This window comes from Kribbella sp. NPDC051587, from assembly GCF_044453945.1.
Taxonomy (GTDB): domain Bacteria; phylum Actinomycetota; class Actinomycetes; order Propionibacteriales; family Kribbellaceae; genus Kribbella.
The window spans coordinates 356,264-382,024 of sequence record NZ_JBITDE010000001.1; the positions used below are offsets into that span (position 1 = coordinate 356,264).

The window sequence follows — 25,761 nt, forward strand, 5'->3', positions numbered from 1 at the left end:
GCTTCAGGGTCACTCTTTGACCCGCTTACTCGTACGACGATCCTGCGGTGACCCGATTCGACACCTGCGCGCGTTTTCTCGTCGTGATGATGCCGATGATCGTGATGGCGATCGCGATGACGGCGGTGGCGCCGATGTTGAGGCGCTGATCGGACTGCGTGACCATGTAGATGAGCAGGGCCGGGATGACGACGACCACCGCCCAGGTCAGATAGGGGTAGGCCCACATCCGCACCGGCATCGGTGTACCGGAGTCTTCCAGTTTCGCGCGGAGCCGCAGCTGCGAGATCGCGATCACGAAGTACACGAGCAGAGCGACCGCACCCGACGTGGCGAGCAGCACGCCGAAGACGTCGTCGGGGAAGAGGTAGTTGCTGATCACCGCGATGAAGCCGACAGCGGTGGACGCGAGGACGGCGACGCGCGGCACCCCACGGCTTGTGGTCTGGGTGACGATCGCGGGAGCCTGACTGCGTTTGCCGAGCGAGAAGATCATCCGCGAGGCGGTGTAGAGGGCCGAGTTCAGGCAGCTGGCAACGGCAACCAGGACGACGAGGTCGACGATCAGCTTGGCCCCGGGGACACCGAGTGCCTCCAGCGCGACCTGGTACGAACCGTCCGCAGCCAGCCGGGGCTCGTTCCAGGGGACGATCACGACCACCAGCAGGATCGACGCCAGGTAGAAGATGCCGATCCGCCAGATGACCGACCGCGTGGCCTTGCCGATCTTCTCGTCGGGGTGGTCCGACTCGGCCGCGGCGATCGTCACGATCTCGGTGCCCATGAAGCTGAACATCGTCACCAGCACGGCAGCCGCCACAGCTCCGAATCCGTTCGGCAGGAAGCCGCCCGTGTCCCACAGGTGCGCGACGCCGCTGTGCGTGTCACCGAACACCCCCAGGACGGCGAGCACGCCGACGGTGATGAAGCCGATGATCGCGACCACTTTCAAGAGTGCGAACCAGAACTCGAACTCGCCGTAGTTCGCCACGCTGAACAGATTCGTCACTGTCAACGCCAACGTCACCGCGAGCGCCCACACCCATTTCGGTACGCCGGTCCAGCTCTCCAAGATCCCCGCCGCCGCGGTCGCCTCGACCGGGATCACCAGCACCCAGAACCACCAGTACAGCCAGCCCACCGTGAACCCGGCCCACGGTCCGATCGCTCGATCGGCGTACGTCGAGAACGATCCGGTGTCCGGATTCGCGGCCGCCATCTCGCCGAGCATCCGCATCACCAGGACGACGAGCGCCCCGGCGAACGCGTACGCGATCAGGACGCCCGGTCCCGCCTTACTGATCGCCGTACCGGATCCCACAAACAGGCCGGCACCGATCACCCCGGCAATGCTGACCATCGTGACGTGACGGCTTTTCAGCCCTGCCGAGAGATCGTTGCCGGTTCCAGCCATGCGAACGACTCTAAATGGCTACGCTCAGTAGCCTGCGAAGACCCCGCGTAGCGTGTCCAGAGTGATCGGACCGGTCAGCTCGACCGAGTCCGGCGTACGGTCCGGACCGAGACGACCGGCGACCAGCCGGAACCACGCCTCGGCAGGCAGCGTCAGCGAGCCGTCAGGCTGCGCGGGCGAGCCCTTGTCCAGGGTGACCGGATCGGCCAGCCGCAGCGTGAACTCCAAAGCCGGCTCGGTCGTCGCCACTGCGACTACGGCGGTCTCGCCGTTGAGCGCGGCCGGCTTGCTGACCCAGCTGAGGTCAAGCGCGCCCTGGAACAACTCGGGGACGGCCTCCGCATCGAGCGTGGCCGCCGGATCGATCGCGCTGCGCACGTCCCACGAATGCAGCGTCAGCTCGTTGAGCCGCATCCGGCCTACCGTCGCTACGTCAGCCGGAGCCGGCAGGTAGCCGAGCTCGATCCGAAGGTTCTCGCGCTGATCCGCGTCCAGCGACTCGAACAGCCCGAGCAGCTTCTCGTTCCACTCGATGAACCCGTCAGCCTGCTCCCGCCGCGACGCCGCATCCCACCGCGCCCACACAGTCTGGTTGCTCTGTTGCCCTTCTTCGGCACCTTCGGCCGGCGGCTTCCCGTCCAGCGCGAGCTGGACCGTGTTCGTCATGATCTCCGCGCCACTCCCCAAGTGGCTCAGCACCTGCGCGATGTCCCATTCGCTCGCGGCCGACGGCCCCGCCAGCGCGTCGTCGTCGAAGTTCTTCACCAGATCCGCGAGCCGGTCGTAGCCGCTCCGCAGCGCGGCGATGACGATATCGGCGTTACTCAAGCTGTGCCTCCAGAAGCAATCAGTCGGTTCAGCCTTCAATCATCTGACCGACCGCACTTATTCCCGTCCGCCCGAATGGTTGCCGGTCGCGGGCCGGGTCGGTACAGTCTGATTTCTGTTAGGAAAGTTTACTAATTGTTTCGCTGCTGTTCACCCGAGCCCCGCCCCCGTTGGCCGGAAGGAGCGCGACGTGTCCCTGTTCCGCCGTACGAGCGTGTCCGCTGTTGTTGTCGCGGTGCTGTTCTCGTCCATCCTGACCGCCCCCGCCCAGGCAGCCACCGCGTGGCCCGGCGGTTCCGCCGTGACTGTTGCCGATGGCAGCAATGTGTTCGGCCAGAATCTCAGTGGGCTCTCGTTCGAGAACCCAGAGGTGTTGTGGGCAGTGAAGAACGGGCCGAGCACGCTGTATCGGCTCGTCCGGGACGGCGCGTTGTGGAAGCCGGACTCGGTGGGCGCGCGGGCCCTGAGCTATCGCGACGGCAGCGGCGACCCGGACGCCGAAGGCGTGGTCCGCACGCCGGACGGCGTACTGGTGGCGACCGAACGCGACGGAGACGACGACGAGATCAGCCTCTTGAAGGTCCTGCGGTTCGATCCGAAATCCACGGCGAGATCCGTCAAGGCCACTGCCGAATGGGATCTCACCGACGACCTGCCCCAGGTGGACAGCAACAGCGGGATGGAAGCCATCTCCTGGGTGCCGGACTCGTTCCTCACCGCGAAGGGCTTCCGCGACGACCGCACGAAGGCCGTCTACAACCCCAGCACGTACGCCAACCACGGCACCGGTCTGTACTTCGTCGGGCTCGAGGACAACGGCATGGTCTACGCCTACGCGCTGAACCAATCCGGCGGGACCTTCACCCGCGTGGCCGCGTTCGCGGGTGGCTTCCCGACCATCATGGACCTCGAGTTCGAGCCGGACGCCGGCCGCCTGTGGTCGGTCTGCGACAACACCTGCCAAGGACGCACCGCGACGCTCTCGATCGTGAACGGCAAGTTCACCGTCGCCGCGACCTACAACCGGCCGTCGGGCTTGCCCAACTACAACCACGAGGGCTTCGCGATCGCCGGTACGGCGGGCCACAAGCAAGTCGTGTGGGCCAACGACGGCAACGACGGCGGGCATGCCCTCCGCGTCGGCACACTCTGATCACTTCTAGCGGGGAGAGCACTATGCGCAGTCTTGCGGTGGCGGTGGCTTTGACGGTTCTTGGCGGCAGTACGGCGGTTGCTGTCGCTCAGACGACGAAGGAACAGGACGACAAGCGGCCGCACGTCGCGAGGAACATCATCTACATCCAGGGTGATGGCATGGGGCTGGGGCAGCGTGATCTGATCCGGCTGGCTACGAAGGGCCGGTACGGCGAACTGGAGCTCAACAAGCTGCCGGTGGCCGGGCTGGTGCGCACTACGTCGGTGGATCCGGACGAGATCGTCACCGACTCGGCGGCCGCGGCGACTGCGCTGGCGACTGGTCACAAGACCCGGAACGGCGTGGTCGGCATGGACCCCAAGGGCCGTCCGGTCGAGACGATTCTGGAGCTGGCCAAGCGGGCAGGAAAGTCGACTGGCCTGGTCACGACTGCTCAGGTGACCGGAGCTTCACCGGCGGCGTTCGCGGCGCACGTGCCGAGTCGCGACCTGCAGAGTGACATCGCCAAGCAGTACATCGAGAACGTCCGGCCCGACGTCCTGCTCGGCGGCGGCGAGGACTGGTGGTTCCCGAAGGGCAATCCGGGACAGTGGCCGGACAAGCCCGGTGAGGAGAGCCGCAGCCCCTACGGCAACCTCGTCGAGAAGGCTCAGCGCACTGGCTACACCTACGTCCGCAACGCCACCGAGCTGCGGCAGACCCGATCGAACCGCCTGCTCGGCCTGTTCTCGAACGAGGACATGGTCGACTACGGGCCGGAGGGCGTCGGCAAGTACGCGCCACGAGTGCCCCTGCAGCAGATGGCCCGCAAGGCCTTGGATGTCCTCTCCCAGAACCCGCGCGGCTTCTTCCTCTTCCTCGAGGAGGAAGGCATCGACGGCCTCTCACACGACAACAACACTCCCGGCGTGATCGACGCCGGCCGCGCCCTCGACACGACCGTCGCCGAAGTGATGCGGTTCGTCGCCACCCATCCGGACACGCTGGTGATCATCAACGGCGACCACGAGACCGGCGGCCTGAGCATCCAGGACTACGACACCGACGAGGAGAAGACCGACCCGCGCCAGGACGGCCCGTTCCCGATCCCTGGTTCGAAACTGCGGTTCGCCGTCGACTGGACCACCAACAGCCACAGCGGTACCGACACCCCGCTCACCGCGACCGGCCCCGGCTCGGACCGCCTCGGCCGCGTCCAGGACAACACCGAGGTGTACGCCGCCATGCGAGCCGCCGCTCGGCTCTAACGGTTGGCCTGCGTACACACCGACTGTGAATACGCCTACCAGCCGCCCTTTTCGGCGCCTCCGTCACCCTGCAGCACGCCCACTCCGTCCGCCTACCAACAGTCGGTCTGTACAGCCTTACCTCCAGTCTCTTCGTCTGATGCAGAATGGGCGCCGTGGCGACTGACTTGGTGATCGAGGAACGGCCGGCTGACGACCCGGAGCTGGCGCGCCTGCTCGCCGCCGCGTTCGAGGAACTCGTCGGCCGGTACGGCGCTGAAGGTCGCTCGCAGGTGAAGGACGGTGCCCGGTATCTCGTCGTACTCGATGACGACACCGCGGTCGGTTGCGGCGCCGTACAGGCTTTCGATGCGGACGGCGAGCACGCTGGTGACGGCGAGCTGAAGCGGATGTACGTCGTACCGGCTGCTCGTGGGCGTGGTTTCGCGCGCGTGTTGCTGACCTGCCTCGAGCATGTGGCACGCGAGGCCGGCCACCCCGCGCTGCGGTTGTCGACCGGCGAGCTGCAGCCGGAGGCGATGGCGCTTTACGAGTCGAGCGGCTACCAGCGCACTGCGCCTTGGGGTAAGTACGTCGACCAGCCGCTGACCTCTTGTTACGCGAAATCGCTCTAGCCGGAATGGGCTGACGCGTGGGGTGGTTGGCGACTGTATGACTGTTGAGATCGGCGTCATCCTGCCCACGTCCACGCCTGACCCGAGCCGACCGATCCTGGGGGACGTGCGGGACAGCGCCCGGTACGCCGAGGAGCTGGGGCTGGACTCCGTGTGGAGCACGGACCACCTGATCGCGAGTGCGCCGATGCTGGACAGTTCGACCGTACTGGCGACCGCGGCTGCGGTGACCGAGCGGATCACGATCGGGTTCAACGTGATGCTGCTAGCACTGCGGCCAGCGGCGTGGGCGGCGAAGCAGGTAGGCACGTTGCAGTTGCTGTCTGGCAATCGGCTGGTGCTCGGCATCGGGACCGGGAACCCTGCACACGGGGACGCCGGGTGGCGGGCCGCCGGGGTTGAGTTCGCCGACCGCGGCCGATTGACCGACGAGGCGCTCGCCGTACTGCCCGACCTGATCGCCGGACAGCCCACGAAGCTTGCCGATGGCAACGAGGTGACGCTGGCGCCGGCCGCCGTCATACCGCCGATCTTCATCGGAGGCAACGGCCCGCGCGCCTTCCGCCGAGCCGCCCGGTACGGCGACGGCTGGGCGACCATCGCGCAGTCACCAGACGAGATCCGCACCAGCCTCGCCACCATCAACAACCTCGCCGCCGAGTACGGCCGCCCACCGCTCCGAGCAACCGTCGTAGCGCCACAGCCCGACACCCCACTCGCGGCGTACGAGGAAGCCGGCGTACAGCGCGTCATCCTCGCGCCCACCGGTGACTGGCGCCGCGACTACGAACAGGCCGCCGCCCTCAAGTCGTAAGGCAGCGCTTGCCCTTGTCGTTGCCCCAAGCGGTTGCGATGAAGCAAAGCTCACGCCCAGGCTGAGCCGACAGCTCGTAGTCGTCGAGCACGTAGACCTCACCGGGGCCCTGGTGATCGGCAAGCGTGCGAACCTGTACGCCGTCCAGCGTCCACCGACCGCCGATATCGGCCCGCACCGGACACTGCATTCGGGCCTCGCCGAAGAAGTGGCCAGGCTCGAGCTGCTCAAGCCCGACCGAGGTCAGCGTGCAGTCGTCCGAAGTCGGCGGGTCAGCAAAGGCCGGCCCAGCAAGGCAGCCCAAGATCGCCCCGGCGACCAAGGCCAGGGCAGTTGTCCGAATACGCATCCGCAGAGTCCTTCCAGTTGGCTGCCACCAGCCAACCGGCTCCTGGGTTCCCTGCCAAGGGATCGTCTACAACGTTTAACATCCGTTCGGTTTCACGTCGCCGGCCCAATGGACAGCAGCCGGTCCTCGAGCAGCGGTCCGACCTGCTCGATGCTGGCGCCGAGGTCGAACCAAGACTGCTGGCGGGCAGTCTCCGGATCGTCCATACCGGTGAAGGCAAGGCAGAACGTGCCGAGCAGCAGATCGCGACCACCCGTCGGCGCCTTCACCGAGAGCGCGAACTGGACAGCAAGGGCCGCCTTCAGCATCTGCATCTTGTTGGGTTCGTCCGGCAACGGTCTGGCACTGGTGATGAACTTCGGCTCACCGGTGAACTTGAGCCACTCGAGCTTCGCGCCCGCGACCTGGTCCGTCAGCGTCTCCTCGATCAGGTCACGCACCGCGCGGCCCGGATCGTCGCCCAACCAACCGAGCCAGTGATCGGGCGACGTGAGCGCACTGAGCTCATCCCGCGGCGAGCTGTGATTGGCGTTGGCGCGGTACTCGCCCGTGAGCTTGCCCGCGTCATCGACCTTCCACCCACCCTTGATCGCCTCCGGCGGCACATAACCGTTCGGATCGTCGACCCAGTCGGAGTCGATCTCGTAGACCCAACCACCCGGCTTCGTGGCAGCTTCGGCCTCAAGCCCAGGCGACGGCTTCGGGCGGCGCTTGAAGAGATTCACCCCGCCAATTCTGCTCCGCCCGTCAAGCAGCCCATCGGCCTTCTCCACGAGACGGCTCAGCCACGGCCGAGGCAACTTGCAACTGCGCGGGCCGATGTCAGGCTGTCGTTCGGGGGGTTGGCGGACGGCGTTCCAGGGACTGCCGGTACGACTCGAAGGCGATCGGGTCCTTCACCGGATCCGGACGGTTGGCGTCGTTCAGGGTGGTGGCGCGAGTGATTCCCCCGAAGACGCGATCGACGGCAAGTGAGGCGTCCTCGGCGGACAGTGAGAATTCACGGGCGACTGCTGCTGCCAATTCGTCTTCGGAGACTCCCTGCTCGTTGGTGGCGAGGGTGTAGTTGACGAGGTCGGCCACGTCGCGGCCTTCCGGCAGCTCTATCGACAGATCATCCGTCCACACGATTCCCTCAGTCGCCTGGTCGACCGGCTTCGCGGGTGCGATTCGCGACAGCCACATGGTGGCTTCGTCGTCGGGTAGTGGAGCGGCCTCGGCACTCGCGGACAGCAGCGGATATGCGCGGCCGGAGTCCCAGCCACGTTCGTAAGGCGGAGGGTCGAGGACCACGACCCGTATGCCGTCGACTCGTGGGATCTCGTCAGGCCGGCCTTCGTTCCAGATCCAGGCGCCGGTGCCGTCGACGAGGTTGAACTGACCGGTGATACCGCCTGCCGGGGCGAGGTCTCCCGAACCATCGGCCGCCGCGAGCATCGCCGGCGTGGGCACCGCGGGTACCACTGAGCTGTCCCGACGACGGAGGACACCTCGCCGTACGACGGGAAGCAGCGGGATGAGGTGAGCCGCGAGAAGTGTGTGGAGCTGGAAATTGTCGGCCACGCCCGAGATCGTTACGCGAAAGGCAGCGCCGGTGGGTCGGTGCAGTACGACCAACGGCTCGTCGTCGAGGATGCGGAGCAGCCCCAGCAGCCATGGCGCATAGTCGGGAAGGTCGTCTTCCGCTGCGATCGTTCCCGCCGTCAGCCGCTCCCGCTGCGGCAGCGCACGTCGTACGTCGGCGCGCTGGGCGAGGTACAAGACGGGTTGCACCCACGACTCGGCGTACATCCACGAACGGGCGACGGCGCCCGGATCATCGATCCTTGCCGCTGCGGCCGCTTCGAACGCCTCGTACTCGCGTGCACCGCAAGCCACCCGCTCCGGGACTGGTCCAACAAGCTCCTCATACAACGCGACGAACTGCCGCGTGCCTTCCAAAGCCCGGCATGCCTGCTCAACCAGTACGTCGAGAACCGGCGCGACATCCCCATCCATGCCAACAAGTGATCCGACGTACTGCGCCAGTGGTCCGCCGAGCGACTGAGGGGCGTCGGCAAGCACGGGCGCGAGCAACGCGACCGCCGCGTCGAGATCCTGCCGCGACGCCTCCTGGAACGTGTCCGCGAGGCGTTGCCCAGCCGCGAAGAACCCCTCCGAATCCTTGCCTCGCGCCACGGCAGCGAGGTCGTCGACGATGCTTTGTAACGATGCCGGAAGAGCCATCGCCCGAGCGTACAGGCCGCTGTCTACGAGTCGCTCGAAGCCGTCACGCGATGCAGAGCTAGCTTGTCAGCGCCGGATCCTCCATCAACGAACTCGTTGCCTGATGAGACGTTAGGGCTGGACGGCGTGCAGGATGGCATCGCAGCGGGCTCGGAACTGGTCGGATGGCCGAGCGGTGGGAGCGACCTCGATCAGGAAGTCGTAGATCGCGGCTGCCTCGGTTGCCAGGATGCCGGCCTCCTCGTCGGCGCTGCAGCGCCGACACGAAGCCAGTTGGCACCAACGAAGTTCTAGCTGGGCGGACAATGCGGAGGTCTGAGCCATTCGGGCCCGGAGCTCGGTCGGCGTCAGGCCCTTGTCGGGGTTCCCGTGTCGGGAGCGGATCAGACACTCGGCGAGCAAGATCCGACTGTCCGCGGCTGCCAGGAGTGTGGTTTCACCGTCGGAGTACCCGCCGGGGCCCGGCCCGAGATCGAGGTCGAAGGTCTCCGATTCAAGGAGCGCCTGCATGACGTCTCGTCGTCCGCCCGCCAACTCGGCGCCATGCAGGGCCCAGAGCGAGGTTCTCGCCGCGTCGACAGCCAGGTGCTGGTACGACGGTCGCGGATAGGCCATCGTGATCACCGCGCGGCAGCCGGCGAGGTCGCCGAACGTCCGCACGGCGGCGCAGTCTGTCGGGTCGGCATGCACGAGCTGGAAGACGTACTTCTCCGCCTTGTTCGCCAGACGTAGACAGCGTGCGATGTCGAGCCTGCGACGCGAGCCAGAGCTCACGACCGCCCACGCCGCCCAGAACTGCTGTACCAACCCACCGACCTTGTCGCGCCGCATAGCCTCAACCTAGAAGCGCCGGCGCCTCCTGAACCTCCGGTGACCGGTTCCTGACTCAACTCTTCCTTCGGCTCATCAAGACGAGCATGACATGTTGGGAGCCGAAGGGAGGCGTCTGCGAGGTTGGCCCGGCTGCGCCAGTCGCAGCGAAGGGGGTCCCCGTCAGCGAGGAGTTTCGAGCAGCAACTTCCGATACTCCCAACAGCCGGCATCACCAGTCAACTGCTGGGAGTTCCATCAGGACGTCAGCTGTCAGTTGTGTCTTTCTCCGCCTTGCGGCTGCGTGACCCGACGGTGAGCGTGGCCATGGCCAAACAGAAGAAAGCAGCGGAGAGCCCACCCCAAGCGAAGCCAAGCGGCCACCACGAGGGCGCCAGCGCTTTGCCGATCAACGCGATGATCCAGAAAGTACCGCCCTGAATCAGCACGAGAAGCCACCAGGGAGCTTTTGTCGTCAGGTAATTGCGCATCCCAGAGTTATAGCCGGAGCACGGGGCAACTCCGGTGCGTTCACCATCTCAGATTCACGCAACTCCTCACGCTCCCGCCGGCGGATCTACCTCTCCCAGTACGAAGCGTTCCCCGTACCGAGGTCCCAGCAGTAGATCGTCTTGCCAGGTCGATTGCTGTTGCACTGAGCACAACCGGTTCCCCACCACTGGCCGACGTACGTTCGCACGTACCGCCAACCCACGCCCGGAGATCCGGTGCCGTCACACCCGAAAGCCAACTCGGTCGTTGCATTTGCTGATGTCGCCGTTGCGACCGCCGGTAGAACACCCAACACCACCGCGGCAACCACCGACAACGACTTGTGACGCGACCATGCCATGAACCCAGCTCCTGTCTGTCGACTATGCACGGATCAATACTGGGCTAGTCCAATAGTGGCGTCCAGCGGAGGCCGCGTGTCTCCGGGGCCGATCGAGGCGTGACACTCCCACCCCACGCCCTCGACCGACATCGGACCGGGCCCGGTTCGTCCTCGCGATCGTCGAAGTTCGCCGTGATCCGAACCCGCTCTTCAGTCGTGATCGAAAGGATGCGCCGATCCTCGCGCCCTTTCCTACGGTGAAGTCTCGGCATCGGAGAAGAGGGCTATATGAACAAGCGAATGGGTGCGGCACTGGGCATCGCCGCAGCTCTGGCGGGCGGGCTCGTGGAGACTCAGCCCGCGAGCGCGAACGAGGCGCAACTGGAATACCAGCTCTGCAACAGCAAGAGCGGCTACACGGTATGCATCGAGCAGGACAGCCAGGGCTGGCACGCCAGGGCATGGGGTCCGGACTGGATCTGGGCCGCCTTGTACAACCACACCCAGAAGCTCGATTCACACCTGACACCTCCGGGCGGCAACAACGAGCGGACCCGCGGGTTCCCAGTGGCCAATATCGCCTGTGCGGGCCACGACATTTGGGCTGACGATGTGGTCTGTGTGAGCCCACTCGTCAAGAAGTAACTCGACGAGGTACGGCGGTCTGAGCCGACGCCCCGATGCGCAACTCCAAGAGCCGCCGTACATCTCGCCTGCGTCACGGTCGCAGCATCGCCGCCAGACGAGCAAGCCGGCGATGAACTGCACCGAAGGAGCAGAGACCACGACTGCCGGTTCGGCTGCCGACGGTCCGTCCACGCTCCGGTCGATCGGTTCCTCAACAGCTAAAGTTGATGCTGGAGGCAACGGTGTGAAGCTCTGACCTCGGCTGGCGAACCGAGGTGGCGCCGGGAGGCAGCGGGCACTCGGTGCCACTCAAGCGCTCGCCCGAGTTCGCGGGGCGGTTCGCGGCAGCAGTCGATGAGCGAGTAGCGCCCACCTTCTCAGCCCCACCACGGGTGACAGCCGGCGAGCCCGCGGAGAGCGCTCTCGCGCGGTAGCGCGTGAACGAGGGCGGGCGGGCCGAGCGGTAGCGAGGTAGGAGCCGACGCGAGGGGACAATCACACCAACCACCCAACACCCCCGCACCACAAAGGCGACAGCCGCGAGCGGCAGCGAGCAGACCGCGCGACAGCGCATGAACGAAGCGCGGCAGCGCGCGAACGAGGGCGGGTGGGCGCCGGCGGGCCGAGCGGTAGCGAGGCAGGAGCCGACGCGATGGGACCACCACACCCACCACTCAACACCCCCGCACCACGAAGGGCGGCAGCCGCGAGCGGCAGCGCGGCAGCGCGGCAGCGCGTGAATGAGGGTGGGTGGGGCGCCGGTGGGCCGAGCGGGAGCTGGCGCGGGGGAAGGATCCACCACCTTCAAGTGCACCAGGCACAATGAGGCGGTGAACTCAGACAAGCGCACCCGGGACCTGGCGTTGATCGCGACCTTTGCAGGTCTGGTCGGCGCCATGGGACTCGTACCGGGAGTGTCGCCGTTCGGCTTCCCAGTACCAGTCACCGTTCAGACACTGGGTGTGATGATCACCGGGGCCGTCCTCGGCGGTCGTCGCGGTGGATTGTCGATGTTGCTGTTTCTTGGGCTGGTCGCGATCGGGCTGCCACTGCTGTCCGGCGGCCGAGGGGGCCTCGGCGTCTTCACGGGGCCGAGCGCCGGATACGTGATCGGGTTCCCGGTGTCGGCGTTTGTGATCGGGGCGCTCGTTTACCGGTTCGGAGCGCCGTACCGGATGTGGTTGGGCCTGCCGAGCATCGTGTTCGGCGGGATTGTGGTGCTGTACTGCATCGGCATTCCGGTCACCGCCTGGCGCGCGCACCTCAGCCTCGGTACGGCGATCACCGGCAGCGCGTTCTTTCTGATCGGCGACAGCGTCAAGGCGGTGATCGCGACCGTGGTCGCCGACGCGGTGCATCGCGCCGTACCGGATCTGCTGCCGCGGCGTCAGTCGTCGAAGCCGCGCGCGATCAAGGCCTCGGCCAACCCGTCGGCCTGACGGAGCGACCGAACCACGAGCGGTACGGCGAACGCTCGCAGGCTGAAGCCGAGTCCACGGGCTAGTTGGGCCGCGCGGACATCGCGAGCCAGGTCGTAGACGACGGCAACCGAACGGATGCCCAAGGCAAGGGTTATGCCGACGCGCTCGGTGGAACAGCGGACGGCCAGATCGAGGAGCTCGGTGGTGCGCGTCGTACTGCTCACAACACCGGCCAACGCAAGGAGTGCCGCCAACCCGCCGGCGACATGGAAGGCTGTCGCCGGGCCGTCGGTCAACCATTGGTAGCCGCCGAGCAGCACGACGACGACCAAATACGCCTTCCACTGCTTCACGAGCAGTCTGCGCGGGAGACGCGCTAGCACCGTGGCCGTCGCGGCCAAGGCCAGTGCGCCCGCTGTCAACCACGCTCGATCGACGACCACGGTGGCGATCGAGACCACGGCCAGGGTGAGTACCTTCGCCCCAGCGGGCAGCCGGTGGATGATCGACGTACCGGGCGAATAGATCATCAGGTCGCTCATGTGACGAGCTTCCGGTACGCCGCTCGAGCCTCGTCCGGATGATCGTCGGCGACCAGACGACCGCCGTGAAAGACCAGGACGCGGTCGAAGCCGTCCAGCAGATGCAGGTGATGGGTCACCAGGATCACTTGGAGATCGAGCTGCTCGATCTCGCGCCGGATCCGTTGTTCGTTGCTCAGGTCAAGCAACGTGGTGGGCTCGTCGAGCACGAGCACCTCGGGTTCGGTGACCACAACGGAGGCCAGCGCCAGCAACTGTTTCTGCCCACCCGACAAGGTATGTGCGGGGCGATCGGCGAGTTCGGTCAGGCCGTAGGTGGCGAGGATGCCGGAAACGCGTTGCTGTACGTCGTTTTTGGCAAGCCGAAGCCGACGGAGGCCGAAGGCAACATCTTCGGCGACCGTCGGCATCACGATCTGCGAGTCCGGATTCGTGAAGCAGAAGCCGACCTTGCGGCGGATCCGGCGGGCCTGGTTCGCAGTACTGTCGCCATCGACCTTCACTGTGCCCGTCTCAGGAACGACCAGCCCGTTGATCATCCGCACGAAGGTCGACTTCCCCGAACCGTTGCCGCCGATGATGCCGATCCGGCGCTCCTGAAGGGAGACCGAGACGTCTTCCAGGACAGCGGGTCCGTCTCCGAAGGTATGCGTCACTTCGGCGAACTCGATCAGCGGCATGCTTCGACCAGGATCGCCGTGCCTTGGCCACCACCGGCAGCGATCGCGGCCACGCCGTACCGACCGCCCTCCTGAGTGACCAGCTGACTGAACAACCGCACAGCCAGTACGGCGCCACTCGCGCCCCACGGATGCCCAAGCGCGAGCGCTCCACCTTGCGGGCAGACGCGGTCGTCGGGCAGCCCGAGGACGTCGCAGCACGCGAGCACCTGGCCGGCGAACGCCTCGTTGAACTCCCACACGTCGATCTCCGCCAAGCTCAACCCGCCAAGCTTCAGAACCCGTTGCACAGCAGGCACAATCCCGAGTCCCGGCAGCGTCGGATCCACCCCAGCAGAGGCAGCCGCCACCACGCGAAGGCCCTGGCCCGCCCCTCGAGACAGCGCCACCACCGCGGCACCATCGTTCACGCCGCATGAGTTCCCGACTGTTACCGTCCCGTCGGCCCGAAAGACCGAGGGCAACTTTCCCAACCGCTGCACGGTCAGCCCGTGCCGGATGCGCTCATCGGTCACCTGCTCGCCGACCGGCACAATCTCGCTGGAGAATGCGCCTGCGGCCTGCGCCGCGGCCGCCCGGGCATGGGACCTCGCGGCGTACTCGTCCTGCCTGGCCCGGGTGATCCCATGCAGCTCGGCCAACATGTCAGCCGCGGCGCCCATCTCCGGATCGCGACCCGCGGGAGCAAACGGCGCGCGCTCGTACCGGACCCCCGTCTCCGGCCATAGCCGCCAAGGCGCCGTCGAAGCGCTCTCCACCCCGCCGGCCAGCACATATCCATCAACAGGTGTGGCAATCTGGATCGCAGCCAGGCCGCTCGCACACTGGCGGTCGACCGTCAGTGCCGGCACATGATCGCCGATCCCCGCGGTCAACGCAGCAACACGAGCGACATTGCCACCCGGGCCCATGCAGTTGCCTAAGACAACGTCTTCCACCTGACCGGGCAGTCTGCGGACCAGCTCCCCCAGCACTACCCCGCCCAGCTCGGCAGCAGTCACCTCACGAAAAGCCTTCCCCGCAGTGCCGATCGGCGTCCGGAGCGCGTGCGTGATGAACACGTCAGCCATGCGCCAACCGCACTCGATCAACCTTGCCACCAGCAGTCAACGGCAGCTCGTCGACGACCTGCCACCGTCGCGGTCGATGCGACGACGGCAACTGTTCACGAGCAAACGTCCGCAACACCACTAGGTCGGCCTCATCGACCACCGCGACCGCCAGCACCTCACCCAGGACAGCATGCGGAACCCCGAAAACAGCCACCGGCCCACGAGCGATCCGCGCCAACTGTTCCTCAACCTCGGCGATCACCACGGTCGCGCCGGCCGTCGTGACAGTTCCAGGCCGCCCCAGCACGCGCAACGCCGTACCGGACCATCGTCCGCGGTCCCCCACCGTCGCCCACCCGTCCGGATCAGTCCGCAGCGGACCCGCCGCGCCATCGGCGTACCCGAGGCAGATGTACGGCGACCGTACCCAGATCTCGCCGTCGCGAAGGTCAACCTCAACGCCGTCAAACGGCTGCAGGTCGTCACCATGGTTGCCCGCAGCCACAAACGACAACTCGGCTGCACCGTAGTAGTGCACAACCTGCGGCCCCGCTGACCGCTGCTCCAGCCGAGCTCCGGCAACACACACCACGGCCTCAGGCTCGAGCTCATCACCGAGCCGATCAAGCTGCGCAGGCGTCAGACACGCATGCGTCGCCTCACCAGGCTCGTCGACCACCCGAGCGCCGACCGCCGCCGCATGCACCGCGGCAAACAGGTTCATCGTCGCGCTCAACGGTCCCGGAACCCACACCGTCGCCCCGGCGCGGACCCCGGTCAGCTCCGAGTACGCCGGGAACGACACCCACCACGACTCCGGATCACGCACCACGAACCGCGGCCGATCCGTCGTACCGGACGTCGCCAGCGCGATCGCCACCCCACGCTCCCGCGCCGCAAACACCGCCCGCACCGGGTCGTCCGCCTCCAACGGCCGCACAATCACAGCCCTGACTGTAGTTCGTACGCGCCGAAGGACCAGAGGTACTCGGCTAACTAGATCGTCTATTAACAGACAATCTAATACCAACTGATTTCCGGGCAAAGGCGCGCCTGCGTTCCGAACTGTCGGAAGCATCGGGCAAGATAGTCGCGGGTCGCTCCGGAAGGTGGGCGACTGCCGCCGCGAGGCGTGTGGAGCATTGTCATGTCCGTCGACCATTCGTCGGCCGAAGCCTTCAGCAGACTGGCAGCCGAGCTGCAAGCTGTGGACGGGATCGAAGAGACCGTCGAGGCTGTTGTCCAATTCGCATTACAAGCCGTCTGGTGTCAGTACGCCTCGGTCGTCCTGATCACCCAAGGCCGTCGGCCGGAGCTGCTCGCCTCGACCGATCCGAAGCTGGCCGAGCTGTATCAGGAGCAGATCGACGCCGACGCCGGCCCGCTGCTGACAGCGATTCGCGAGCGGACTGCGCTGTCGATCAACGACGTCCAGACCGAGACCAGATGGCCCCGGGAGCTACTCAGCCAACTGAGCGCTGCCGGGATCCACAGCGCGATCCACCTGCCGCTCGCCGTCGCCGGACGCTCCGAGGCGGTGCTCAACCTGTACGGCGCCAAGCCCGGCGCCTTCACCGTGGACGACCTGGCGGTGGCCCACGTCCTGGCCCGGCACGCCTCGCTCGCGATCGCGTCCGCACGCCACCAAGCGACGATGATCCAGGCGGTCGACGCCCGGAAACTGATCGGCCAGGCGATGGGCATCCTGATGGAGCGCTACGACCTCGACGGCGACCGCGCCTTCGAGGTCCTGAAGCGCTACTCCCAGCACAACAATCGCAAACTCCGCGACGTCGCCCAGGAGCTCATCGACACCCGCAAGCTCCCCGGCCGGGTCCGCTAGTTCTTGGTGAGGCTCTCCTCGCCGGCGCGCTGGGCGTCGGCGACGAGCTCCTCGGAGACCTTCCGCAGCTTCACGTTCCGGTGTTGCGACAACCGGGTCAGGAACGCGAACGCCCGCTGATCGGTCAGCGTGTACCGCTCCATCAACAGTCCGATCGCCTGCCCGATCGTACGGCGGGAGCGCAGCGCCTCCTGCAGATCGGTGATCTCCTGGGCGTAGGCGATCGCCATCGCCGAATGGTGCGTGAAGAGCGCACCGACCTCTCCCAGATCCGCGAACGACCCGACAGTCGTCGAGTAGAGGTTCAAGGCCCCCTGAGACTTCGGCGCATCGAACAACCGCAGCCCCGCCTGCGCCAGAATCCCGGTCGCGACCGCGGTAGCGGCGTACCGGGGAAACCGTTCGTCGTTGGCGAGATCCGGCGACAGCACGTGCACGTCCTCGGTGGCCGCGTCGTAACAGGGCCCCTCCCGGAGCTCGTACTGCGCCGCGTCCACGCCCCACAGCAGGTCGTCGGTCGGCGCGACCGTCTCCACCCGTCCGTCAGCGTGCTTGATCGTGAAACTCGCATACTCGACCTCGGGCAGGACCTCCACGGCAGCCGCCGTGATTCGACTCAGCGTGTGGTCCAGATCACCGGGCGTCAGCGATTTCGACAGTCGTTCGGTCGTCTCCAGGAGTCCGGTCGCATCCATGGCCTCGCCAGTACCCGTCCTCACACCCACCGAAGCGGTCAGTGCGTGAGGACGGCGATCGCGACGACCAGGTAGAAGACGTTGATCGAGACCAGGAAGATCCGCTCGGAGATGCCGAAGAATCTCCGGCGGAGCGGACTGACCAGGAGAGCGACGACGAGGGCGATCAGCGAGACCAGCGCGATCCAGTGCAGGACGGTCAGTACGGCGACGTCGTACTGACGGGTGAAGGTACCGGTCAGGGAGTAGCTGATCGCGAACCACGCGATGGCGGCCAGGTAGTGCAGCCGCCCGATCGCCGTCCGGCGGGCGCCCTCGAGGTCGGTTGGGATGAAGGGCAGGGCGAGGAAGATGGCGGCCAGGATCAGCAGCCAGAGCCTGGTCAACCCGTCCTCGACGGCACCCGCGAGGGCCGCCCAGGCGACCGCGGTGATCCAGGTGCTGGCCGTCGAGAGTCGACGGGTGGGGCCGACGGCATAGTCGCTGACGGCATGCTCGATGGGGTTGTAGTCGCTGCGGACAAGGTGCAGGGCGACGAACAGGCCGAGCCGGAACAGGAAGAGCGCGGCCGCAACAACAGCCGAAGCGGTAGTCATGAGTGCATCGTCGTGCCATCGCCTGACATTTCGATGACACGAGTGGCCACCTGAAGCCGAGACCTACTTACGATTCACTGTTGACAAAGTTTCGCTGAGCCACATCATTAACCCATGACTGTTGTGAGGCGGCGGGACGACCGCCGAGTCGGGTGGTTGTTCCTGCTGCCGGTGATCATCGGCTTCGGCGTCTTCTACGCCTACCCGACCGTCCGCGGTGTCTGGTACTCGCTCACCGACTACAGCCTGCTGAACAAGCCGGCGTACGTCGGCGGCGACAACTACCGGAAGCTGATCGGCGACGAGCAGTTCTGGAACGCCTTGAAGGTGACGGCGTACTACGTCGTGGTCAACATCGCCTCCCAGACCGTGCTCGCCCTGGGACTGGCGGCGCTCATGCACCGGCTGACCCGTTCCGTCGTGCTGCGGGCCGCCCTGCTGGTTCCGTGGCTGGTGCCGAACGTGACGATCGGCCTGCTGTGGGCCTGGCTGCTCGATCCCGATCTGGGCTTCGTCAACCACCTGCTGGGGACGACCGTCTCGTTCAACTCCCCCGGCTGGGCGATGCCGCTGGTAGGGCTGGTCAACACCTGGGCCTACACCGGCTACACGTCCTTGCTCCTGTACGCCGGGATGCTGCAGGTGCCGCAGCATCTGTACGAGAGCGCCGCGATCGACGGCGCCGGTGAGCTCCGGATGTTCCGGTCGATCACGGTGCCGCTGATCCGGCCGATCCTCGCGCTCGTGCTGGTCGTGTCGCTGATCGGCTCGTTCCAGATCTTCGACACCGTCGCGGTCGTGTACGGCGGGAAGGCGCCGATCCCGGAGACCCGCGTCATCTACTACTACATCTACCAACAGGCCTTCACGTACTTCCACATGGGCTACGCGGCCGCGGTCGCGATGGTGCTCGTCGTCGTACTCGGCCTGCTGACGTTCCTCCAGCTGCGGATGCTGCGCGCGTCCCGCTCCGATCTGACCTAGGAGCCATCCCATGTTCGCCCACCTGAGGCTCGGCAGAGTCGTCGCCTGGATCACCCTGATCACCGCGCTCGTCCTCACGATCTTCCCGTTCTACTGGATGGTCCGGACCGCACTCACCCCCGCGGCCGACCTGTACGCCGGCTCGACCGGGCTCTGGCCGGATCACGCGACGCTGATCAACTTCCGCCGCGTCCTCGGCCTCGTCGACGCCGCCGAAGCGCGAGCCGCCGGCGGCTCGGGCGCCCGGATCAACTTCCTCCGCTACACCGTGAACTCGCTGATCTACAGCGGGTCGATCGCGATCGTGCAGACGTTCTGCTGCGCGATGGCCGGGTACACGTTCGCGCGGCTGCGGTTCCCCGGCCGGGACCTCGCGTTCGGCATCATCGTGGCTGCGTTGATGGTGCCGCCGATCTTCACGCTGCTGCCGAACTTCGTGCTGGCCAAGCAACTCGGCGTACTGAACACCATCCCCGGGCTCGTCCTCCCGAGCCTGTTGATGACACCGTTCGCGGTCTTCTTCCTGCGCCAGTTCTTCCTGTCGATCCCGCGCGAGGTCGAGGAAGCCGCCCTGCTGGAGGGCGTCGGCCCCTGGGGGATGTTCTGGCGCATCGTGTTGCCGATGAGCCGCGGCCCGCTGATCACCATCGGCCTCACCACGATCGTCTGGAGCTGGAAGGACTATCTCTGGCCGTTGCTGGTGGGGAAGGGCGAGAGCACTCGCGTCCTGACCGTCGGGCTGGGCGTCTTCCTCCAGCAGTCGCCCAACACAGCGCCCGACTGGACAGGACTGATGGCCGGCTCAGTCCTGTCCGTCATCCCGGTTCTCCTGTTGCTCGTCTTCCTGGGCAAGCGCCTGGTCGAGTCGCTGAACTTCTCCGGCCTGAAGTAGCCGCTAGTTCAGCGTGACGGCGATCTTGTCGATATCAGGGGCCCAGCCGCTGGGATTGGCGATGGTGATCGTGTTGTTGCTCGCGTTGAGCGGGACGGTGATCGTGCGGGTGCCGACGGTGTTCCAGTCAGCGGTGGGTGTGAAGCTGTAGCTGGTCGCCGTACCCGCGTTGACCTTGACTGTGGCGGAGCGCGTCTCGGCGGACAGGTACGACAGCGTCAGCGTGTGGTTGCCGGCGGTGCCGGTGCCGACGTTGTTGAAGACGAGCGTCGCCCCGTTGCCGACGTATCCGACCTTCGAACCACCCGAGCAGCCCGAGCACGTCGCCGTGACGGCTCCACCGGTCAGCGTGTTGGCCGAACTCTCAGCCTCCACCGTCGCAGAGGGCGCACCCGCGCCGACGGTGATCGCACCGAGACCGAGCCAGCCGTCGGCGTTCTGGGAGGCGTTGGCGAAGCGCAGCTTCTTGGCGTTCGCGTTGACGGTCTCCAACGGGTTCTTGACCCGCAGCACCAACTGGTAGTTGCTGTTGGCAACACCGGTGAGGTCGACCGTGTTCTCGAAGTACTGCGCGTAACCGAAGTCCCGGTACGTCGGATCCGCGCCGACTCCCCAATCCGGGAACGCCCGGATCGTGCGCGGCATCACGGTGCGCAGGTCCCACGGAGTGTCCCAGGACTTGACGACGGTTCCGGCGCTGTTCTTCAGGCCGAGCGTCACCTTCCACGGGTAGTAGAACGGCGCGACACCGTCGTTGCTGATCTGTACGCCGATCTTCGCGGTCCCCGACACGGAGTTCTTGTAGTAGGCGTTCGTGACCCCGAGGTTGTAGCCCATCAGCCGGACCGCGGCAGCGACGTTCGGATCGGTCGGGCTGTAGCCCGCGCTCTGTTCGTTCATCTTCCAGGTGGCGTGTTCCAGTTCGATACAGGCCTTCATGTTGTCGACCGCGCCCGACCCACCGGGCCAGTTCGCGAACGCCTGCGGCTGGATCTCCGGGCGCACCTCACCACCCATCGAGTTGGTGATCCACTTGTTCTCCACGCCTTGGTCGAGCGCGTGCTGCAGTTGTGAGTAGCCGGCGCCGCCCATCGAGACCGGCAGAGTGACGCCGGCCAGCGGACTGCCCTCACGGAAGCAGAACGAGTCGTCGTGGTAGCCGATGTTCAGGCTGTTGGCTGCCGATCCACCGGATCCCGGGTAGCGCACCTCGAGTTTGGTGGTGTTGAACGCATCGTCGTACGCCTGCAGGATTTCCTTGCCGTGGGCATCGGTCGGCATGTAGTTCGGGTAGCTGTCGCTGCTCGTGTCGGTGTCGTACGGCCAGGTGTGCCACTCGCCCCACAACCCGACGATGCCCGTGTGGATGAAGCCGATCCGCGGGTCACCGTCGTACCGGGCGCCGAACGCGGCGATGAAGTTCTTCACCGCGGTCAGCAGATAGGCGCTGTCGTAGTCGGGGCTGGTCGTGTTCCAGTACGCATTGTTGCGGTAGGTGACATGACCGTCGAAGCAGTGCGGGATCGCGTTGCCGGGGTGGGTGCCGGAGCCGCCCGGGTACTCCAGATAGAACCGCATCGCGGTCTGATTCCCGTACGTCGCACTCTCGTTGAGCGCCTGGTCGACCAGCGACCAGTCGTAGCTACCGCAGTTCGTGGCGTTCGTCATCACCTCGGACAGACCGAAGTACGACCAGGTCAGCGAATGTGGGTAGCCGGTGTTCTGGTTGCTGCCGGGCGAGAAGAACCGGGCGAACCCCTTCAGCGGGTTGTCCACCGGGCCAGGCGCCGCGGTCAGTGGATGGGCGGTCAGGGACGGGTCCGGTACGGCGGGCGCGGCCGGCCGGGGCGGCGGGCCTTGCGGCGCGGCGGCGGCCGGAGCGGCTGTCAGCGTCGCTCCGATCACCAGGGCGAGCGCGACGCGGCCGGTCCGCGTCCAGAGAGATGTCATCGAGGTCCTCCAGGTGGATTACGATCTGCCCTTGACAAACTTTCGATGCGGCACATCATTAGTCGAGACAGCTCGGTTGGCAAGAGGTCAGTGGGCACGAAGGAAGAGGCACCCGGATGATGACGAGAAGGCAGGTGGGCTCGGCCCTCCTGGGCGGGCTCCTGGCGGCGACTGCGCTCACCGCGTGCAGCTCGGGCGACGACGCGGCGGCGGACGGGCCGGTGACCCTGCAGTACTGGCTCTGGGACGACAACCAGCAGGCGTCGTACCAGGCCTGTGCGGATGCGTTCCACACGGCGAACCCGGACATCACCGTGAAGATCACCCAGACCGCGTGGGCGCAGTACTGGCAGAACCTGACCACCCAACTGGCCGCTGGTGACGCGCCGGATGTCTGGACCAACCAGGCGTCGTACTACCCGCAGTTCGTGTCGAGCCAGCAGATCCTCGACCTGCAGCCGTACGTCGACGCCGACAAGGTGGACCTCGGTCAGTACCAGAACGGACTGGCGGATGTCTGGGTCAAGGACGGCAAGCGCTACGGCCTGCCGAAGGACTGGGACACCGAGGCGATCGTCTACAACAGCGCGATGCTCGGCAAGCAGGGCATCAAGCCGGCCGACCTGGCCGCGCTGACGTGGAACCCCGGTGATGGCGGCACCTTCGAGAAGACGATCGCCCGGCTGACGATCGACGCGGCCGGTCGCAACGGGCTTGATCCGGCGTTCGACAAGACCAAGGTAAAGGTCTACGGCTACCAGCCGGAGTGGAACGACGGCTCACAGGGACAGAACGGCTGGGGCGAGCTCGCGGCCGCGAACGGCTTCACGTACGTGGACAAGAACCCGTGGGGCACGCAGTACAAGTACGACGACCCCAAGCTGATCGAGACGATCGGCTGGTACAAGTCGCTGGTGGACAAGGGTTATGCGCCGCGGTTCGACAAGCAGTCCACCCTCGGCATCGACGCCGTGATGAACTCCGGCCGCGCCGCGCTGACGATCGCAGGCTCGTGGACGATCAACACGTATCTCGGTGACAGCGCCAAGCAGAAGTTCGCGCTCGCGCCGCTCCCGGTCGGACCGACCGGCGTCCGCAAGAGTGCGATCAACGGGCTGTCAGACGCGGTCTGGGCGGGGACGCCGAACAAGGACGCCGCGTGGAAGTGGGTGAAGTACCTCGGTTCCGCGGACTGCCAGAACGTGGTCGGTGCGAACGCTGTGGTCTTCCCGGCCATCAAGTCGGGCACGTCGGCGGCGCTCGCCGCACACAAGGCCAAGGGGCGCGACGTGCAGGTGTACGTCGACTACACCAAGAGCCCGGACGGCACCTTCCTGCTGCCGATCACCGATCACGGCACCGAGATCAGCCAGATCGTGCAGGACACGATGCAGGCTGTCGTCCAGGGGCAGGCCGAACCCGAGGCGGCCTTGAAGAAGGCCAACCAGCAAGTCAACGACCTGTTCCGCTGAACCCGCTGCTGCTCGAAGGAGATCCATGCCTCTGCTCGTCGACCTGGCCGGCCGTACCTTCGCGGTGGAACTGACCGGCCCGGAACCGCCCTCCCCCGTACCCGGCGGCCTGATCCTGCCGCCGGGCCGGGTGGCGGTGCTGCATGGTCTCGGCGATGCCCTGTTCTACCGGCACGGCCAGAACTCCTGGAGCCCTTGCGGCTGGCGGCGACTGAGTGAAACGCCGTTACGTATCGCCAGTCCAGAACGACGCCTCACCGCCGACGACACGATCTGGGACGACCCGTCGCGGCATCACTCCTCGGCGGTGGCGGCGCTCCAGGGCCCCGACGGTCAGGTCCTGCTGCTCGGTTCACTCGGCCTCGGGACACCTCGACTCAGCGCGGATCACGACACCTTGGCCGCGTGGTGCGAGGTCGACGGCGCACCCTGGTTCGTTGCCTATGGCCCCGAACGGGAGGTGTTCAGCCGGTACGCCGAACAGCTGGCGGCGCACCTCGGCAGCAGCAACCGGCGAGCCGGCAACGTGTGGTGCACCTGGTACGCGTACTACGAGGGCATCACCGAAGAGGTGCTCACCAAGGACATCGCGGAACTGGCCGAGCTGCCGTTCGACGTCGTACAGGTCGATGACGGATGGCAGGTGGGTGTCGGGGACTGGGAGCCCAACGAGAAGTTCCCGAGCGGCCTGCGTGCACTGACCGAGCGCATCACGGCTGCGGGGATGAGCGCCGGGCTGTGGATCGCGCCGTTCATCGTGCTGCCGACGTCGACGATCGCGCGACAGCATCCCGACTACGTCCTGCGTGATGCCGCTGGGCAACCGGTCGTTGCCGGGAACAACTGGGGAACCGGTTACTGGGCTCTGGACCTCACTCACCCTGGCGTTCAGGAACACCTGTCCGCGGTGATCCACCGGGCTGTTCACGAGTGGGGGTTCACGTACCTCAAGCTCGATTTCATCAACGCCGGCGCCGCGCCCGGCGTACGTCGTACTGGTGCGCCTCGGGAGCAGGCCTACCGGGACGCATTGGCCCTCATTCGGCAGGCGGCCGGGCCTGACGTCTACCTGCTGGGCAGCGGCGGGCTGTTGCTGCCGTCGCTCGGTCTGGTGGACGGGCTTCGCAGCGGGCCCGACGTGGCGCCGTTGTGGACGAACTACGCCAGCGAGGATCCGTCCGACGCGATGGCCTACAACGCGGTGGTGAACACGCTCCACCGGCTGTGGCAGTCACCCCTGCTGGAAGTCGATCCTGACGTTGCCTACTTCCGCAGTCGGCTGAACCTCCTGACCGAGACGCAGATGGGCTGGCTGCAAGACCTCGCAGCGATCTGTGGGTTCAAGGCCGTCTCCGATCCGCCGTCCTGGCTGACCCCGGAGGAGCTGGAGCGGCTGACCGCCTATCTGTCGGAACGGCCTTCGGTGGTGCAGGAGGGCCGGTACCGATTCAGGGTCGGTGGGCGCGAGGTCGACTTCAGCGCCGCCCTGCATCGGGGTCAGCAGTATCCGATCTCCTGACGGCTAGACTTACGCTGAACTGCAGCGTAAGTGGGGAGCCCGAGTGACCATCCCGGCCGGAGCCGACGTCAGTAAGCTGCGCGAGCTCAACTCGGTCAGCGTCGTTCGCGCGATGCGCGGGCAGCCGCCCGCCACCGTCACCGAGCTCGCCGACCGGGTCGGGATGTCCCGGCCCGGTACCGATGTGGTCGTCCGCGGGCTGGTCACCGACGGCTGGGTGAAGGTCGTCGAGCCCGACGGCAGTACGGTCGGCCGTCCCGCGCGGCGTTACTGCTTCAACGCCGACGCCGGCCACGTGCTCGGGGTCGATGTCGGCGGCCACAAGATCCTCGTGCTGCTCTCCGACCTCGAGGGCCGCGTCATCCACAGCCACCGGCTGCCGGTCGAGCCCAGCGCCGACCCGGCCGCCCGCCTCGAGGCCGTCGACACCGCGATCACCCAGTGCCTCAAGGCCGCCAAGATGCGGCCCAATCAGATCTGGGCTGTCACTGTCGGCGTCACCGGTCCAGTCGACTCGACCGGCCGTACCACGCTCTTCACTCCCCTCCCCGGCTGGGCCAGCGTCTCCCCGGCCGAACATCTCGCCGCCCGCTTCAGCTGCCCGATCCTGGTCGAGAACGACTGCAAACTCGCCGCCGTCGCCGAACGCTGGCAAGGTGCCGCCCAGGACGCCGACGACATCGTCTACGTCCTGGCCGGTATCCGCACCGGCGCCGGCCTGATCCTCGACGGCACCCTCCGCCGCGGCCACGGCGGAGCCGCCGGCGAGATCGGCGCCCTCAAGGCCGTCCGCTGGGAGGCCGCACCCGGGCACCTCGAGAACTGCCCCGGCGTTCCCGCCGACATCCACCCCGACGACCGCGCCGCCTGGGTCTTCACCCAGGCCCGCTCAGGAAACCGCGACGCCAGTACGGCGATCCGCCGCTACGTGAAGGACCTGGCCGTCGGTACGGCGGCCCTCGTGCTCACACTCGACCCGCAGGTCGTCGTACTGGGTGGTGGCTTCTCTCGCTCCGCCGACCTGATCCTGGACCCGCTCGCTCGCGAACTCGGCCGCCTCTGCCTGCGCGTCCCCGAGATCCGCGCCTCCAGCCTGGGCGCCGACAGCGTCGCCCTCGGCGCCCTCCGGGTAGCCCTCGACAAGCTCGACGCCGAGCTTTTCACCAACGGCATGCCCGCCCCGCTCACCAGGTAG

General features: G+C 66.6%; 26 protein-coding genes. 12 read left to right on the top strand and 14 right to left on the bottom strand.

What is annotated here, in order from left to right; translation table 11 throughout:
- Nucleotides 1–25: 25 nt before the first annotated feature.
- Complete coding sequence (locus ACIA49_RS01645) at nucleotides 26–1,414, bottom strand: amino acid permease (RefSeq protein WP_396375143.1); 1,389 nt, start codon at nucleotides 1,412–1,414, stop codon at nucleotides 26–28.
- Nucleotides 1,415–1,438: 24 nt separating this feature from the next.
- Nucleotides 1,439–2,242, bottom strand: coding sequence for a maleylpyruvate isomerase family mycothiol-dependent enzyme (locus ACIA49_RS01650; RefSeq protein WP_396375144.1), 804 nt, complete (start codon nucleotides 2,240–2,242; stop codon nucleotides 1,439–1,441).
- A 190-nt stretch (nucleotides 2,243–2,432) separates the two neighbouring features.
- Between ACIA49_RS01650 and ACIA49_RS01655 the strand changes: the two genes are divergently transcribed.
- The 4 genes from ACIA49_RS01655 to ACIA49_RS01670 all read left to right on the top strand — a co-directional run bounded on the left by ACIA49_RS01655 (nucleotide 2,433) and on the right by ACIA49_RS01670 (nucleotide 6,073).
- Entirely contained in the window at nucleotides 2,433–3,395 is a 963-nt protein-coding gene (locus tag ACIA49_RS01655; protein ID WP_396375145.1) for a hypothetical protein, read from the top strand.
- A 23-nt stretch (nucleotides 3,396–3,418) separates the two neighbouring features.
- Nucleotides 3,419–4,645, top strand: a complete 1,227-nt coding sequence (locus ACIA49_RS01660) for an alkaline phosphatase (RefSeq protein ID WP_396375146.1) — start codon at nucleotides 3,419–3,421, stop codon at nucleotides 4,643–4,645.
- A 155-nt stretch (nucleotides 4,646–4,800) separates the two neighbouring features.
- The gene (locus tag ACIA49_RS01665) at nucleotides 4,801–5,259 is read left to right on the top strand and encodes a GNAT family N-acetyltransferase (protein WP_396375147.1); all 459 of its coding nucleotides are present in this window, start codon (nucleotides 4,801–4,803) and stop codon (nucleotides 5,257–5,259) included.
- Nucleotides 5,260–5,296: 37 nt separating this feature from the next.
- The gene (locus tag ACIA49_RS01670) at nucleotides 5,297–6,073 is read left to right on the top strand and encodes an LLM class flavin-dependent oxidoreductase (RefSeq protein WP_396375148.1); all 777 of its coding nucleotides are present in this window, start codon (nucleotides 5,297–5,299) and stop codon (nucleotides 6,071–6,073) included.
- Here ACIA49_RS01670 and ACIA49_RS01675 read toward each other — a convergent pair.
- From ACIA49_RS01675 to ACIA49_RS01695, 5 genes are all read right to left on the bottom strand, one after another.
- Nucleotides 6,063–6,422: a hypothetical protein gene (locus ACIA49_RS01675; protein ID WP_396375149.1), complete on the bottom strand. Its 360-nt coding sequence runs from the start codon at nucleotides 6,420–6,422 to the stop codon at nucleotides 6,063–6,065. The two genes, ACIA49_RS01670 and ACIA49_RS01675, sit on opposite strands and share 11 nt — an antisense overlap.
- A gap of 92 nt (nucleotides 6,423–6,514) precedes the next feature.
- Entirely contained in the window at nucleotides 6,515–7,147 is a 633-nt protein-coding gene (locus ACIA49_RS01680; protein ID WP_396375150.1) for a hypothetical protein, read from the bottom strand.
- Nucleotides 7,148–7,244: 97 nt separating this feature from the next.
- The gene (locus ACIA49_RS01685) at nucleotides 7,245–8,648 is read right to left on the bottom strand and encodes a hypothetical protein (protein WP_396375151.1); all 1,404 of its coding nucleotides are present in this window, start codon (nucleotides 8,646–8,648) and stop codon (nucleotides 7,245–7,247) included.
- 111 nt (nucleotides 8,649–8,759) lie between these two features.
- On the bottom strand, nucleotides 8,760–9,479 hold the full coding sequence (locus ACIA49_RS01690; RefSeq protein ID WP_396375152.1) for a hypothetical protein: 720 nt from the start codon (nucleotides 9,477–9,479) through the stop codon (nucleotides 8,760–8,762).
- A 245-nt stretch (nucleotides 9,480–9,724) separates the two neighbouring features.
- Nucleotides 9,725–9,949, bottom strand: a complete 225-nt coding sequence (locus ACIA49_RS01695; RefSeq protein ID WP_396375153.1) for a hypothetical protein — start codon at nucleotides 9,947–9,949, stop codon at nucleotides 9,725–9,727.
- A 632-nt stretch (nucleotides 9,950–10,581) separates the two neighbouring features.
- Here ACIA49_RS01695 and ACIA49_RS01700 point away from each other — a divergent pair.
- Together ACIA49_RS01700 and ACIA49_RS01705 are read left to right on the top strand one after the other, a co-directional pair.
- Nucleotides 10,582–10,938 carry a hypothetical protein gene (locus tag ACIA49_RS01700; protein ID WP_396375154.1) on the top strand — a complete coding sequence of 119 codons (357 nt, stop codon included), beginning with the start codon at nucleotides 10,582–10,584 and terminating at the stop codon, nucleotides 10,936–10,938.
- 812 nt (nucleotides 10,939–11,750) lie between these two features.
- Nucleotides 11,751–12,359 (top strand): biotin transporter BioY, encoded by a 609-nt coding sequence (locus tag ACIA49_RS01705; protein ID WP_396375155.1) that lies wholly within the window; start codon nucleotides 11,751–11,753, stop codon nucleotides 12,357–12,359.
- Here the strand turns inward: ACIA49_RS01705 and ACIA49_RS01710 are convergent.
- The 4 genes from ACIA49_RS01710 to ACIA49_RS01725 are packed head-to-tail and all read right to left on the bottom strand — an operon-like array spanning nucleotide 12,308 to nucleotide 15,561.
- Entirely contained in the window at nucleotides 12,308–12,883 is a 576-nt protein-coding gene (locus ACIA49_RS01710; RefSeq protein ID WP_396375156.1) for an energy-coupling factor transporter transmembrane component T family protein, read from the bottom strand. The genes ACIA49_RS01705 and ACIA49_RS01710 overlap by 52 nt on opposite strands.
- Nucleotides 12,880–13,563 (bottom strand): energy-coupling factor ABC transporter ATP-binding protein, encoded by a 684-nt coding sequence (locus tag ACIA49_RS01715; RefSeq protein WP_396375157.1) that lies wholly within the window; start codon nucleotides 13,561–13,563, stop codon nucleotides 12,880–12,882. The genes ACIA49_RS01710 and ACIA49_RS01715 overlap by 4 nt, the downstream gene beginning before the upstream one ends.
- Entirely contained in the window at nucleotides 13,554–14,633 is a 1,080-nt protein-coding gene (locus ACIA49_RS01720) for a thiolase family protein (protein ID WP_396375158.1), read from the bottom strand. The genes ACIA49_RS01715 and ACIA49_RS01720 overlap by 10 nt, the downstream gene beginning before the upstream one ends.
- A complete protein-coding gene (locus ACIA49_RS01725; RefSeq protein WP_396375159.1) occupies nucleotides 14,626–15,561 on the bottom strand; it encodes an o-succinylbenzoate--CoA ligase in 936 nt (311 codons plus the stop codon). Before ACIA49_RS01725 ends, ACIA49_RS01720 begins: the two co-directional genes overlap by 8 nt.
- 201 nt (nucleotides 15,562–15,762) lie before the next feature.
- On the opposite strand from ACIA49_RS01725, the gene ACIA49_RS01730 reads away from it, so the two are divergent.
- A complete protein-coding gene (locus ACIA49_RS01730) occupies nucleotides 15,763–16,458 on the top strand; it encodes a GAF and ANTAR domain-containing protein (protein WP_396375160.1) in 696 nt (231 codons plus the stop codon).
- On the opposite strand, the gene ACIA49_RS01735 is transcribed toward ACIA49_RS01730, so the two are convergent.
- Nucleotides 16,455–17,153 (bottom strand): GAF and ANTAR domain-containing protein, encoded by a 699-nt coding sequence (locus ACIA49_RS01735; RefSeq protein ID WP_396375161.1) that lies wholly within the window; start codon nucleotides 17,151–17,153, stop codon nucleotides 16,455–16,457. The genes ACIA49_RS01730 and ACIA49_RS01735 overlap by 4 nt on opposite strands.
- A 38-nt stretch (nucleotides 17,154–17,191) precedes the next feature.
- Nucleotides 17,192–17,749, bottom strand: coding sequence for a DUF998 domain-containing protein (locus ACIA49_RS01740; RefSeq protein ID WP_396375162.1), 558 nt, complete (start codon nucleotides 17,747–17,749; stop codon nucleotides 17,192–17,194).
- 114 nt (nucleotides 17,750–17,863) lie between these two features.
- Here ACIA49_RS01740 and ACIA49_RS01745 point away from each other — a divergent pair, with 114 nt between their 5' ends.
- Together ACIA49_RS01745 and ACIA49_RS01750 are read left to right on the top strand one after the other, a co-directional pair.
- A complete protein-coding gene (locus tag ACIA49_RS01745; protein ID WP_396375163.1) occupies nucleotides 17,864–18,733 on the top strand; it encodes a carbohydrate ABC transporter permease in 870 nt (289 codons plus the stop codon).
- 10 nt (nucleotides 18,734–18,743) lie between these two features.
- On the top strand, nucleotides 18,744–19,625 hold the full coding sequence (locus ACIA49_RS01750; RefSeq protein WP_396375164.1) for a carbohydrate ABC transporter permease: 882 nt from the start codon (nucleotides 18,744–18,746) through the stop codon (nucleotides 19,623–19,625).
- A gap of 3 nt (nucleotides 19,626–19,628) precedes the next feature.
- On the opposite strand, the gene ACIA49_RS01755 is transcribed toward ACIA49_RS01750, so the two are convergent.
- Nucleotides 19,629–21,575, bottom strand: a complete 1,947-nt coding sequence (locus ACIA49_RS01755; RefSeq protein ID WP_396375165.1) for a DUF4832 domain-containing protein — start codon at nucleotides 21,573–21,575, stop codon at nucleotides 19,629–19,631.
- 119 nt (nucleotides 21,576–21,694) lie between these two features.
- Between ACIA49_RS01755 and ACIA49_RS01760 the strand changes: the two genes are divergently transcribed.
- The 3 genes from ACIA49_RS01760 to ACIA49_RS01770 are packed head-to-tail and all read left to right on the top strand — an operon-like array spanning nucleotide 21,695 to nucleotide 25,761.
- Nucleotides 21,695–23,047: an ABC transporter substrate-binding protein gene (locus ACIA49_RS01760; RefSeq protein WP_396375166.1), complete on the top strand. Its 1,353-nt coding sequence runs from the start codon at nucleotides 21,695–21,697 to the stop codon at nucleotides 23,045–23,047.
- A gap of 25 nt (nucleotides 23,048–23,072) precedes the next feature.
- Nucleotides 23,073–24,566, top strand: coding sequence for a glycoside hydrolase family 36 protein (locus ACIA49_RS01765; protein ID WP_396375167.1), 1,494 nt, complete (start codon nucleotides 23,073–23,075; stop codon nucleotides 24,564–24,566).
- Between the two features lie 43 nt (nucleotides 24,567–24,609).
- Nucleotides 24,610–25,761, top strand: coding sequence for an ROK family protein (locus ACIA49_RS01770; protein ID WP_396375168.1), 1,152 nt, complete (start codon nucleotides 24,610–24,612; stop codon nucleotides 25,759–25,761).